The 13,447-nt window shown below is 62.6% G+C and carries 10 protein-coding genes; 2 read left to right on the forward strand and 8 right to left on the reverse strand.

From position 1 onward, the window contains the following. Positions 1–3: 3 nt before the first annotated feature. The 7 genes from MP11Mi_RS04790 to MP11Mi_RS04820 all read right to left on the reverse strand — a co-directional run bounded on the left by MP11Mi_RS04790 (position 4) and on the right by MP11Mi_RS04820 (position 10,368). A complete protein-coding gene (locus MP11Mi_RS04790) occupies positions 4–102 on the reverse strand; it encodes a potassium-transporting ATPase subunit F (RefSeq protein WP_420041159.1) in 99 nt (32 codons plus the stop codon). 317 nt (positions 103–419) lie between these two features. Then, positions 420–1,865: an NADP-dependent phosphogluconate dehydrogenase gene (gene gndA, locus MP11Mi_RS04795; RefSeq protein ID WP_420041160.1), complete on the reverse strand. Its 1,446-nt coding sequence runs from the start codon at positions 1,863–1,865 to the stop codon at positions 420–422. Between the two features lie 205 nt (positions 1,866–2,070). Next, positions 2,071–4,623, reverse strand: a complete 2,553-nt coding sequence (gene clpB, locus MP11Mi_RS04800) for an ATP-dependent chaperone ClpB (RefSeq protein WP_420041161.1) — start codon at positions 4,621–4,623, stop codon at positions 2,071–2,073. Between the two features lie 703 nt (positions 4,624–5,326). Further along, positions 5,327–5,641: an Lsr2 dimerization domain-containing protein gene (locus MP11Mi_RS04805; RefSeq protein ID WP_420042011.1), complete on the reverse strand. Its 315-nt coding sequence runs from the start codon at positions 5,639–5,641 to the stop codon at positions 5,327–5,329. Positions 5,642–5,798: 157 nt separating this feature from the next. After that, positions 5,799–7,250, reverse strand: a complete 1,452-nt coding sequence (locus MP11Mi_RS04810; RefSeq protein ID WP_420041162.1) for a lipase family protein — start codon at positions 7,248–7,250, stop codon at positions 5,799–5,801. Continuing rightward, a complete protein-coding gene (locus MP11Mi_RS04815) occupies positions 7,247–8,311 on the reverse strand; it encodes an alpha/beta hydrolase (RefSeq protein ID WP_420041163.1) in 1,065 nt (354 codons plus the stop codon). Before MP11Mi_RS04815 ends, MP11Mi_RS04810 begins: the two co-directional genes overlap by 4 nt. Further along, positions 8,308–10,368, reverse strand: a complete 2,061-nt coding sequence (locus MP11Mi_RS04820; protein WP_420712867.1) for a CocE/NonD family hydrolase — start codon at positions 10,366–10,368, stop codon at positions 8,308–8,310. The genes MP11Mi_RS04815 and MP11Mi_RS04820 overlap by 4 nt, the downstream gene beginning before the upstream one ends. A 219-nt stretch (positions 10,369–10,587) precedes the next feature. On the opposite strand from MP11Mi_RS04820, the gene MP11Mi_RS04825 reads away from it, so the two are divergent. Further along, entirely contained in the window at positions 10,588–11,232 is a 645-nt protein-coding gene (locus tag MP11Mi_RS04825) for a TetR/AcrR family transcriptional regulator (protein ID WP_420041165.1), read from the forward strand. An 85-nt stretch (positions 11,233–11,317) separates the two neighbouring features. Here the strand turns inward: MP11Mi_RS04825 and MP11Mi_RS04830 are convergent, their stop codons facing one another. Then, positions 11,318–11,974, reverse strand: coding sequence for a TetR/AcrR family transcriptional regulator (locus MP11Mi_RS04830; RefSeq protein ID WP_420041166.1), 657 nt, complete (start codon positions 11,972–11,974; stop codon positions 11,318–11,320). 98 nt (positions 11,975–12,072) lie between these two features. Here MP11Mi_RS04830 and MP11Mi_RS04835 point away from each other — a divergent pair, with 98 nt between their 5' ends. Then, the gene (locus tag MP11Mi_RS04835; protein WP_420041167.1) at positions 12,073–13,428 is read left to right on the forward strand and encodes a lipase family protein; all 1,356 of its coding nucleotides are present in this window, start codon (positions 12,073–12,075) and stop codon (positions 13,426–13,428) included. Positions 13,429–13,447 lie beyond the last annotated feature (19 nt).

The raw sequence follows: 13,447 nt of genomic DNA on the forward strand, positions 1-13,447 counted from the left end.
CGATCAGAACCTCTCGGGGAACACGAGCGCGACGAACAGGTAGCCGAGCACGAGAAGCCCCACCACTGCCAGGACGACACTCACCACTCCTGCGCCGGTCATCGGGTGCTCCTACGGTCCAGCGCGTGCACCACCAGCAGAAGGCTCGCGATCGCACCGCCTCCGACGAGCGCCATCATCAAGTCGGCCATGTCGCGCCCCTCTCGTGTTCTGTTCTCACGAGATAGACGTTCGTCGCTGCGCCGACGACCCGCTAGATGCCTTAGCGCAATCCATACGCGGGTGCCGGCGATCTTGACGCGATCTGTGCGCGCTCGCTCGTCTGCTTGCCAGCGAGGTCGCGACGGCACAGAAGAAGGCCCCCGAGGAACCTTCCCTCGAGGGCCTTCAGGCCAGCGGCCGCATCGCGGCCGTCGGACTTACGCTTCGATCTCGGTGCGGTCTCCGCTCCACAAGGTGTGGAACGACCCCTCCTTGTCGGTGCGACGGTAGGTGTGGGCGCCGAAGAAGTCGCGCTGGCCCTGGATCAACGCGGCCGGCAAACGCTCGGCGCGCAGACCGTCGTAGTACGCGAGCGACGATGCGAATGCCGGAACGGGGATACCCATCAGGGTCGCAGTGGAGACGACGCGGCGCCAGCTGTCGACGGCGTTCTCGACGGCGTCCCGGAAGTACGGCGCCAGCAGGAGGCTCGGCAGTTCCGGATTCTCGGCGTATGCCTCGCGGATCCGGTTGAGGAACTTGGCGCGGATGATGCAGCCGCCGCGCCAGATCGTGGCGAGGTCGCCGGGTTTGACGTCCCAGCCGTGTTCCACGCTGCCCGCTTTGATCTGGTCGAAACCTTGCGCGTATGCGACGACCTTCGATGCGTACAGCGCATTCTTGATGTCGTCGACGAACGCGTCCTTATCGGTCGGGGCCGCGGCGAGCGCACCCGACGCCAGCCCCTGAGCCTGCTTGCGCTGGTCTCCAGCGCTCGACAAGGCGCGCGCGAAGACGGCCTCGCCGATCCCGGTCACCGGGATACCGAGGTCGAGCGCCGACTTGACGGTCCACCGGCCGGTGCCCTTCTGTCCTGCGGCATCGACGATGACGTCGACGAGCGGTTTACCGGTCGCGGCGTCGACCTGTGCGAGGACTTCGGCGGTGATCTCGATCAGGTACGAGTCGAGGTCGCCGGTGTTCCACTGGCGGTAGACGCCCGCGATGTCGGCGACCGGGAGGTCGAGAGCCTTGCGCATGAGGTCGTAGGCCTCACCGATCAGCTGCATGTCGGCGTATTCGATGCCGTTGTGCACCATCTTGACGAAGTGGCCGGAGCCGTCGGCGCCGATGTGAGTGCAGCATGGTTCGCCGTCGACCTGCGCGGCGATCGACTCCAGCATTGGTCCGAGTGACTCGTACGATTCGGCGGGGCCGCCCGGCATGATCGACGGGCCGTTGAGCGCGCCCTCTTCGCCGCCGGAGATACCTGCGCCGACGAAGTTGAGACCACGCTCGCTCATCGCCTTCTCACGGCGGATGGTGTCGGTGTACAGCGAGTTTCCGCCGTCGATGATGATGTCGCCCGGTTCCATCAGGTTCGCGAGGTCTTCGATCACCGAGTCGGTCGCTGCACCGGCCTGCACCATGATCAATACGCGACGCGGACGTTCCAGAGCGGCGACGAACTCGGTCATCGTCTCGGTCCGGACGAAGTCACCGTCGCCGCCGTGCTCGGCGATCAGGGCGTCGGTCTTGCCGATGCTGCGGTTGTGCAGCGCGACGGTGTAGCCGTTGCGCGCGAAGTTGCGGGCGATGTTCGAGCCCATGACAGCGAGCCCAGTGACTCCGATCTGAGCGCGTGCGGTCGCTTGGTCAGCCATGTGTGTCTCCATCGATAGACGTCTCGGGGTTGCCTTCTATATTGCAATGTCTCCGCAGACTGCGTTGACGCGGCCGAGAACGAGGCCGTGTGCGGTGCGACACACGGACGGTCGAATCGGCGAATCCGTGATGCGTACATCACCGAATGCGAACGGTCCCGCTCCCCCATTCTTGGGGAGCGGGACCGTCCGTCGGTGTGGCGTGTCAGCCGATGACGAGTGATTCGCCGTCGCCGCTGACGTTGACCGGGACCACGTCGCCGTCACGGATGTCGCCTGCGAGCAGTGCCTTGGCGAGTTGGTCGCCGATGGCCTGCTGGATGAGGCGGCGCAGCGGACGCGCACCGTACAGCGGGTCGAAGCCACGTTCAGCGAGCCATTCCTTGGCCTTCGGCGTCACTTCGAGGCTCAGTCGCCGCTGGGCCAGACGCTTATCGAGTTGGCCGAGCTGGATGTCGACGATCGACTCGAGTTCTTCCGGGCTCAACGCGTCGAAGATCACGACGTCGTCGAGACGGTTGATGAACTCGGGTTTGAACGCCGCGCGGACGGCCGCCATCACCTTGTCCTTGTCGCCGCCTGCGCCCAGGTTGGATGTCAGGATGAGGATGGTGTTGCGGAAGTCCACCGTGCGCCCCTGACCGTCGGTCAACCGGCCTTCGTCGAGAACCTGCAGCAGCACGTCGAACACGTCCGGGTGCGCCTTCTCGACCTCGTCGAACAGGACCACCGAGTACGGACGTCGACGTACGGCTTCGGTCAGCTGCCCGCCGGACTCGTAACCGACGTACCCGGGAGGGGCGCCGACGAGTCGGGCGACGCTGTGCTTCTCGCCGTACTCGCTCATGTCGATGCGGATCAGGGCGCGTTCGTCGTCAAATAGGAACTCGCCGAGAGCCTTGGCCAGCTCCGTCTTGCCGACGCCGGTCGGACCGAGGAACAGGAAGGAGCCGAGCGGCCGGTTCGGGTCGGCGACGCCTGCACGTGCGCGACGCACCGCGTCCGACACCGCGCCGACTGCAGCCTTCTGTCCGATCACCCGGCGACCGAGTTCGTCCTCCATGCGCAGCAGTTTGGCGGTCTCGCCTTCGAGCATCTTGCCCGCGGGCACACCGGTCCACGCCGACACCACTTCGGCGACGTCGTCGGGCCCGACTTCCTCCTGCAGCATCACGTCCTGGTCGGGGTCTCCCCCGGACTTCTCGATCGCGGCCTCCAGCTGCTTCTCGAGCCCGGGGATCCGGCCGTACCGCAACTCGGCGGCCTGCCCCAGGTCACCGTCGCGTTCGGCACGGTCCGCTTCGCCACGGAGCCGTTCAAGTTCTTCTTTGACGTCACGGACGGCGTCGATCGCAGTCTTCTCGCCCTGCCAGCGCGCGAGCAGCTCGTTGAGCTTCTCGCGGTGGTCGGCTAATTCGCCGCGCAGCTTCTCCAGACGGTCCTTCGACGCGGCGTCGGTCTCCTTCTCCAGAGCGACCTCCTCCACTTCGAGGCGTCGGACGACGCGTTCGACTTCGTCGATTTCGACGGGACGCGAGTCGATCTCCATGCGTAGGCGCGACGCGGCCTCGTCGACGAGGTCGATGGCCTTGTCGGGCAGGAAGCGCGAGCTGATGTAACGGTCCGAGAGGGTCGCCGCCGATACGAGGGCCGAGTCGGTGATGCGCACGCCGTGGTGCACCTCGTACCGGTCTTTGAGCCCACGCAAGATGCCGATGGTGTCTTCGACGGACGGTTCACCGACGTAGACCTGTTGGAAGCGTCGTTCCAGCGCAGCGTCTTTCTCGATGTATTGGCGGTACTCTTCGAGCGTGGTGGCGCCGACCATCCGCAGTTCGCCTCGGGCGAGCATCGGCTTGATCATGTTGCCCGCGTCCATCGCCGACTCGCCGGTCGCGCCTGCCCCGACGATGGTGTGCAGTTCGTCGATGAACGTGATGATCTGTCCGTCGGACCCTTTGATCTCGTCGAGGACTGCCTTGAGCCGTTCCTCGAACTCGCCGCGGAATTTGGCACCCGCGACCATCGAACCGAGGTCGAGCGAGATGACGGTCTTGCCGCGAAGCGATTCGGGAACATCTCCGGCGATCACCCGTTGGGCGAGGCCTTCGACGATGGCCGTCTTACCGACGCCCGGCTCCCCGATGAGCACCGGGTTGTTCTTGGTGCGGCGCGACAGGACCTGCACGACGCGGCGGATCTCGCTGTCGCGGCCGATCACCGGGTCGAGTTCGCCTGCACGGGCACGCTTGGTGAGGTCGGTCGAGTACTTCTCCAGCGCCTGGTAGGTCGATTCGGGGTCCTCGCTGGTGACGCGGCCGGTGCCGCGCACGGACACGAACGCCTCGCGAAGGGCCTCGGAGGAGGCTCCCGCGTCGGTGAGGAGTCGTGCGACGTCGGAGTCGCCGGTGGCGAGTCCGACCATTAGGTGCTCGGTGGAGACGTAGTCGTCGCCCATCTCGGTCGCGAGATTCTGCGCAGCGGTGATTGAGGCGATCGCCTCACGCGAGAGCGTCGGCTGACCGCTGTTGCTGGCCACCGTCGGTGCGCGCCCGACGAGGGCGTTCGCCTCCGAACGCATGTGCGCGGGGTCGACGCCGACCGCCTTGAGTAGCGGCGATGCGATGCCGTCGCTCTGCTCGAGAAGTGCGGCGAGGATGTGTGCGGGCCGCACATCGGGGTTGCCCGACGCGGCTGCGTCCTGGACAGCAGCCTGCAGCGCAGCCTGCGTCTTGGTCGTGGGGGTGAAGCTGTCCACTGGGTTGCCTTTCCGTTGATCGGAGCCCGGAACCTGTTTCCGAACTTAAGTCTATACGGCTCATATTTGCCGTTCGGCTAGTTCAACCACGACAGGGTTGAGTCTGTTCCGCTTAAGTTCAAGATCAGAGGTGATTTATAACACTTCGCGCCCTGCCGCAGGCGCTCGAAGTCTGGACTAGCGGACCGAAAGTCTGGATTTCTGGACTCGTACGTCACATTTGCCCCACACGTTGCAGGCCCTGGACTGGGCTGGGCTCACTCTCCGCCCAACCGCCTCGGACGAGGTGGAAAACTGCTGCACGGATAGGTGACGGTGATGGAGGGACATCGTTATCGGCGCGTGTGCGACTCCGTTGGAACCGATCCGTCCGCGCGTCGGTGACGATGGCACTGTCCGATCCACGTCGGACGGCGCCAGAATCTCGCGAGCAGCGGTATTGGTTCCACGAGCGGTAGAATGTGTTTGCCGCGCTGCCGAATGCGGCGCATCCGAACGCGATTCGTGTCAGCGAAGAAGAATCTAGCCCCACTTGAGTCGATCACTGGATGACCGATGCGGCGACATTCTTGTCTGGATCGCTCACCTTGAGCGATATGCGCGGGAGCGTAGCCAGTACAATCCTGCGTGTGCGGAGGTGTTCGGTTGCTAGCGGTCGGTGCTGAGTCGATTTCGGGATGAAGTGCTGGGCTGTTGGTCGCCTTTATGTGCGGTGGACTGCTTCATAAGCTATCTGAACGTACTTCGGGACCCGTCCGCGAGCGCCAAATGAATAGCCGTTAGCGATCGCCCATTCCCGCACGTGGCTCGTCGACCGGCTCGTTGTTGTTCGACGCCCCAGCTGCTCTGAGGCTGGCCTGGACGCCGCGATGTAGGCAGTCACGTGGTTGCGGAACTCTTCAGCATGCTCGCGTGAGGCGTCGAACTCATACTGTATGCCGTCGAGCGACCACTTAACGGTTTCATAATCGTCGATCTCTGCGCCGTTGACGTCATCAAACACGCGGATGACCGCCATCTTTGCCACCTGGCCTCCTGTAAATTCCTCTGTTGATTCGGCGTCACGTCACGAGCCGCTGTGCGACACCTCTTTAGGGGTGCCTCGCCCGAAGGGGCGGTGCGTCACGGCCCTGCCGCGGAGGCCGGTATTGCGGGGCTGTTCTGTCCTGGCCGCATCAACGTCCTTTTCCGATCGCCGCGCCGAAGAGTGCGGAAAGATCTGACCCTATTACATTTGAGAATGCGGGCCACCATTTCGAATCTGTGGCCATGGTGAGCTTGTTTCGTGTTGTGCAGCCCGGCTTTACCGGTTTTCCGTCAAGGCGATCCTTGAGCCAGAGGAGTGCCATTGGCGCGCCGGAAACTTCGGCGATACCGTGTTCAGATAGATGGTCGCGGGTGTATGTGATCGATGGGCCGTCGACGCCGCAGTAGCGGCGGACCATGGTATCTGCTTGTGCGACTGGGACCACTTCGTCCAGGGCAGACTGCCAAATGAACATGGGAATGTCGGGGCGGGTGGTTCCCATCTTGGTGTCATCGATTACGCGCTTCACTGGCGGCGCTTTCAGTGGGTCGCCCGGCCAGTTGATGAATCCGGTGTTATTGAGGAAAGGGAAGGTCATTGCATGGTATTGGACGCAGAGTGGGCGTTTCATATCCATGATGGCGCGGCCGGCGGGGTTGACGTGACGTTTAAGGAATTTGTTGAAGTCGTCGTATTCGCGGGTCAATCCGATGATCGCACCGAGAATTAGGCCGCTGGTCACGTTGTTCTGCGCCGCTTTGAGAACAGCGCCAAGGTCGGCGGGGACGCCACCTTCGGCGACCCCTACGATATTCAGTTCCGGTGCGTATGACTTCTTCAGCTCAGCAGCGTGACCGGTAGCGATCGCTCCTCCGGAGTATCCGTACATACCGATCTTTGAGCTATCCGTGATTTGCGACGGTGCGAACGATTTCGCCGCTCGGAGGCTGTCGAGTGTAATACGTCCAGCGAGCGGGCCCGCGGCGTAAGCCTGGTTCGGGCCCTCATGGTCGGGGAGGACGACGGCGTATCCCTGGGATATGAATCCTTGGGCGATGAGTAGTTCCGCGGGGGCCACGATCTGGCCTGCCAGAGCGCCGGCACTTAGGTGTTGGACCGCGTAGGACGTCGCACAGTAGCCTGCAGTCGAATCCTCGGCAAGCTGCATCGATATCGCTTTGCGCGGACCTGACGTGGTTCCGCGGGGTTTGAGAATTGTCGTGACTGCAGGGATCGGTCGGCCGAACGTGTCTGTGGAGCGGAAGGACAATTGCCAGGCGTCGACGTTGATGGGCACGGCACCGAAGTTGGCAGCGGTAATGCGGCGTGCTGACAAAATCTCCCCGGGTTGTGCGGCAGCGACCTTCTTCGCCGGCGGTCGGTAGAATGATTTATCGAGTTCTTGCGGCAGTGGCACTAGGGGTGCCCGCTCAACCGTTTCCTGACTCGTGGTTGGGGAGGCGGGCTCGGCCCGTGTTGATCCAGTGGCGAACGAGGACGCGATTGCCGCGCATGCGGTTACAAGCGCCGCAGATCTGGCGAATACACGATGTTTCACGGGTTTCCTGTTCAATTTGAATGTCCAATTCTGTGCGTTCATCGGGCCCTCGCTGCCAACGTGTTGCGTTGCACGGCCATGAACGCCTGATCGTGCGGTAGCGTCCAGTGCTTGCCGACGAATATCCGATTCGCGTTTTGGTCGTCTTTAGCCAGGTGTTCGAACCAGGCCGTCGACAGCCCGGCGGCCGGGTTGTTAGGGATGTCGGCGTTGACGAAGAAGTGTGTGCCGTTCAACGCCGTTGCGATGTAGGCTGGCGCCTGAAATATTGTCGCGTGATCGAGTCGCGGCCACAGGAAGTCCGGGGTAATGACGTCGAGGTTTCCGGTGATGGTGAGCATGGGCACGGTGACAGCCAACCCGGTTGGCGCCTGGATGCCGGTTCCGACGCTAAGCGCGCCGATGATCTTCAAGTCGGGGTCGATGAGTCGTTCGTGCGTCGGGATGTAGCTGGCACCCCAGAACGCTGCTCCGGCGCCACCCGAGTGGCCTCCGAGAATGGTGCGCGAGAGGTCGACGTGGCCATGTAGTGCAGATCCGGGCCGTTTCGTCTCGGCGATGAGTGCCTGGACGCCCCACAACGGGTCCGTTGGAAACGAGTTGATGAAATTGTAAGGGATTGCTACCACGTATCCGCGGCTGGCCCACAGGCGTGCGATGGCATCGTACTGGCCAGCATCACCGTCGAGCCCGGGAGTCCATACAACCGTCGGCGCTGGCGCGAGAGACGGTAGATCTTTGGGGTAGTAGTACATCATCCCGATCGGCGACTCCAGACCATGTGGGAACGCGTGCGTGCACCGCATCTTGTCGACGTCGTTTCCGCCGAGGAGCCAGAAGAAGAACTTCTGGAGGCTGCCGTACAGGTCGTCACACGAGTGCAAACTTTTCGAAGCCACCACGCGGTGTGGGCCGGCAGCGGCGAACTCCGAATGGATGTCGCCTTGCACGGTCTTCGGCCACGCACCGCCAGGTCCTGTCGAGTTCGGCGCCCTGTCGTAGTCCGCGTCCCGTGATGGCGCTGCGGTCGCGATGCCACCATGGACGAGGGTCAGTGCGATGATCGCGATCACGAGTGTTCGCAGACCTCGGATGCGGTTCATGCGATTGCCTCCTTGCTCGACACGGTCACCCAACTCGGGTGAGCTGGGTCGATCACCACGTGTTCGGGTCGCAGCCCGGTATCACGACTGATCACGCCGAACGAGATTGCTCGCGGAGCGTTAAAAGCGTAGATACTCACGCGTAGCCGATGCCCCGGTTTAAGGAGCGCATCGGTCGGCAGCAGTCCGATGTCGACTGTGTGCGAACTCCCCTGCTTCACCGGTTGTCGACTCGCTCCGTCGAACGCGTAATAGGGATCGACGAGATCGCCGCCGGTCGCGTACTTGGACCGGCTGCGGTCGAGTTGGCCCCGGATGGACAGGCTCATCGATCCCGTAGAGATCACCTCCGACCGTCCGGACGGAGCGACGTCGCTGGCCACCGCGACGTAGAAGCCATCACGGGCGTCGACACGGGTACGCAAATGGACGTTGACCGGCCCGCTGATCCGCGTCGACGTCGATACTCGGGGAGAGGTAAAGGTAAGCGCGCCGCGCTCGGCGATCCGATTGTCTTTACTGCACACGTCTAGGAATCCGACGAAGCCGATCAGGTCTCGATTCGTGTCACCTGAACACAACGTCGTAATGCCGGGTCTGACCGTCCACTGTTCGCGGTTCACAGGCGGAGACGCTGATAGCGAACCGTCACGCACCGACGTCGGCGACGTGTGACTGGTCTTCCCTGTCAGATACAGCCGTCGATACTGCGATGTCGGAAGCGGGAACTCCGAGGACTGTCGCCATCCGCCTCCCAGGAGATGGCTGGTCATCGCCGGGAACTCATCGATTCCGTTATCCCCGTTTTTGATCCAGCGGTCGAACCACGCCTTCTGTAAGACCCCGATGGTCGGCGGCTGGCCACGCCCGCCCATGTCCCACCCGTTGGTCAGGTGCTGACCGGTCCCCATAACGAGCTTCTTCTTGTCGGGCGTGAGGCTGCTGAGCTGATTGAGCATGTCTGCCTCGGCATTCGTAAATAGGTCTTGCCAACCGCCGATCGAGAAGGTCGGCACGTCGACCTTCGGCATGTCTGTAGTGAGCGACTCTCGGTACTTCGACCTGTATGTGACCAATTGTCGAGCCTCGGGACTTAGAGCCCGCATGGTCGGTGCCGCGATCGCTTGTAGGTACTCGCGCGCAAAGACTGCAGGGTCCGTCACCCGATCGCGAAGCCATTGCGGGTCGAATCGGCCGCGGAGAAGCCTTGGCAAGTCCGGGATCATCTTGCTCCCGTTGACCGCGAACAACCACAACCCCAGGAAGCCAGCACCGAAGCCGGATCCGGGCGCCACCACATCAGAGACGATGTCAGTCATTGGCGCGACGGGAAAGATCGCGTCAAGACCTTTCGCGCCATCGGCCGCTGCCTGCAGCTGGTTGACCGCGGAGTACGACACTCCGCTCATGCCAAGGTGCCCATTGGAGTACGAACGGGTACGTGCCCACTCGAGGACCTCGAGCGTGTCCTTGCGTTCGCGCGGACCGAATACCTGCCACTTGCCCTGCGAGGTCCCTGTCCCCCGGACATCGAGGACGACCTGCGTGTATCCACTCCGAACGAGTTTCGGATCCATCGACAGTGCACTAACCATGCCGCCGCGGAGCATTTTGAGTAGCTTCTCGGTCCCGGAGATCGGAGTCCCGGACAGATTGATAGATGCCAGGAAGTCGATCACCGGCTTCGAAAGTCGGGGAATGTTGGTCGCAGTCGTCGCGATCATGCTGATCAGCTTGTTATACGGAGTCATGTTGACGATCACCGGCGTCTTGTCGGTTGTTGGCCGGTTGTGGCGATCGGCAGGACGGTACACGTCCGCTCTCAACACCACACCGTCGGACATCCGGACCGGCACGCTCGTACTAACGTGAACTCCCGCGTACTCGTGCGATGCCTCATAGTCACGGGTCCACGCCTTCGAGCTCGACGATCCCGGCGCGGCCGACACCGACGGAGCGAAAACTGTAACGACGAGCGCCGCCGATAAAGCGACGCACACGAGCGCCCGCACCCCCACCCAAGCGACTGATACGCCTCGCTCAGCCTCGCCGACCACTTGTGTCTCCGTAACGCGCCACCGAATCATCCGCCCCAACCACTCCTTGTGTATGCCGCCACGTCCGAGCCCCTCAATGGCGGAGATCACTTGAGTGAACCACCGATGGCCGATTAAAACAAGGCATCGTTTCTACAACATGTCTCCGTTTCCAAATATGTCGAGCCGGTTGTCTGACACGGTGTCGACAACAACGCAGCACGGCGCGAGAGGCGTCCGGTGACGAGACGAATCCGCGGACTGAGCGCTGGGGAGCGAGAAGAACAACGACGAACACAGCTGCTCGACGCGGCGCTGGATCTGTTTCCCGAGCGCGGCTTCGGCAACACCTCGGTCGAGTTGCTCTGCCAAGCTGCCTACGTCAGCACAAAGAGCTTCTACCAGCTATTCAACAGCCGAGAGGACTGCTTTCTCGCCTTGTACGAGAGGACCACAGGCGCTTATCAGGAGAGCATTCTTGCCTCCAGCTCTGCTGGCGCTGCGGGCCACGGCGAGTCTGACGGGCCAGCCCAGGAAGAAGACCTCATTCGGACGTACGTAGATCTGGTCGTAGCTGACCGCCGTAAAGCCCTCGTCGCGTTCAGCCTGTCTCGAACTGTTTCCGACCCGGTCGAGCGCGCCCGCCGTCGCAAGCGCGCGTGGACCACGGACTTCGTTGAAGCTGTCTGGGCCTCCCACGGCTATCGCATACCACCGCGGCGAGTGACTGCGGCTCTGGTAGCCGGCATGTTCGAAGTGGTCATCGACTACCTCAACGACATCCACAGCGATGGCGCAGCAGAGTCCCCCCAATCGTTAGCCGACGACGTCCTACTCTTCTACACCACTTTCCGCGCCGGACTAGCCGCTCACGGCCAGCGATGACAGAGGGCGGCCACCAGCCGCCAGATCGTTGCCGAGGGCAAACCCTAAAACGGCCCGCAACGACCTGTTGGGACCTGCTGCACCGTCATGAGGCCACCATCCCCGCACGGACAGCCGATACGAACGAGAGAACCTCCCCCTCCAACTGGCTGGCGTCATGCGCGCTCGGCGCTCCGCCGCTGCGGTCAAGGAGGTCAGCAACGAGATCAAAGATCCCGCCAATCACGGCGACGGCCATGGCGTGGGAGAACGAAGTCCGCTCCAGTCCCGATCGTGCCCACACAGAGTTGAGGAGACTGGCCGCTTCGCGACGGTTGATCCGACGCTGCCTCTCTATGGCGGCCGACACTCCGGCCGCTTGACCGAAGAGGACAATCGGGATGCGAGGGTCCGCCATCATTTCGCCGACGAACGCTCGGACAACCCCGCCTGTTGGGTCTGATCCGTCGGCATCTGCCTCTTCGAGCGCGGCCGTCGCGACGTTGAGCAGATCACTCGTGCACCTCTGAAATAGAGCCAGGTAGCAGTCTTCCTTGGTTGCGAAATTCTCATAGAACGCCTTGTTTCCGACGTAAGCGGTCTGGCACAGCGCCTCGATCGACGTCTGAGAGAACCCGTTCTGAGAGAACAGCTCCAATGCGGTGTGCAGGAGCAACTGGCGACGCTGCGCGGACCGCTCGGCAGCGTCGAGCCCATGTATACGTCTCCCAACACGGGGTGGCTCGGTGTCCTTCACTGTCATAGACGAAAGGTTACCGATAGTTTGAAACAAGGAGACTTGTTGCAAACATGGGTGTGTGCTGTAATTCATCAACACCATTCCCATGAAGGGCATCACACATGCGTTATCAGGCATACCGGGTGAAGCGTCGCAGCGTCAGGCTCGGCATTGTCGGTGCCGCAGCCTTGCTCGCTCTGGCTGGCCCACCCACCGTTAGCGCGAAACCCGCTTTTCCGCAGCACTTTCCGTCCAGTCAGAATCAGTTACCACAGCTCCCCACCGAGCCCGACATCTATGACCTGTTGCCGATCCGCACACCGGAACAGGATCGCTGGTACCGAGACCCTCTGAACATCGATGCCTACCGACCCGGGCAGATTGTGCGCACTAGGATCGTGCAGACCCGTATCTTGGGCGTTCCGTTTCCAGTGCACACCAAGCAAATCCTCTTCCGTTCCGAAGATGCACACGGACGTCCGATCGTCACGGCGACGTCGGTGATTGTCCCGGGAATCCCCTGGACCGGAGGCCCCCGACCGGTGGTGTCGTTCCAGGAAGCAATCGACGCGACGGCGTCAGCGTGCAACCCTTCTCACACACTGCAGGTCGGGACATTCAAGGAGGCGCCACTGGCGGCAGCGTGGCTTGCCCAGGGTTTTGCGGTCAACGTGCCCGACTTCGACGGCAAGTACAACACTTTCAACACGTGGGACGAGGGAAAGATGGTCCTCGACAGCCTGCGCGCGGTGAAGAACGACAGGGCGTTGAGCCTCAAGGATTCGCGCTTCGCTCTGTACGGATACTCGGGTGGAGGGTCCGGATCCATCCGCGCCGCGGGACTCCGTGAAACATACGCACCCGATATCGAACTGGCAGGCACCGCTCTGGGAGGAACCCCGGGCGATCTGCTAGCCGTGGCCGAGTACGGCGTCAAGCAGCAGCCAGGTGTCACAGGAATCGCGAACTTCACCACGTGGTTGGCCTTCGCTTCGCTGTCACGCAATTATCCTGATGTCTTCGACGCGAAGAGGCTCCTCACTCGTGCGGGCCAGAAGATCGTGGCCGACATGTCCCGCCGCTGTCTTTATACGTCCGTCGCGACTGGCATGTACCGGCCGATCAGTGAGTACTTCCGTCCTGGTCTGACGCTGTTGACCGCGCCAGGGGTCAAGCGGGTCCTGCGCGAGATCAGCCTCGACCGTCACGTCCCCGACTCACCCGTTCTGTGGTTTCACGGAGTCTGGGATGAGTTGATTCCTCCGTCGGTGGTCGTGCCGACGGTGAGACAGTATCGCGCCGCGGGCGCTAACATCCGGTTCATCACTTCGCCGCTGCCTGAGCACGTTGTTAACGCTGGCGTCACCTGGGCGCCGGCACAGGCCTGGATCAGCGCGATACTTCGGGGCGCTGACCCGGGACCGACATTCATGCTCGACTACCCGGCACCACTGCCCAAGGGATTCCCGGGCACCTGATCTAGCAAGCCTCAACGGC

It is taken from the genome of Gordonia abscondita, from assembly GCF_032711245.1.
Taxonomy (GTDB): Bacteria; Actinomycetota; Actinomycetes; order Mycobacteriales; family Mycobacteriaceae; genus Gordonia.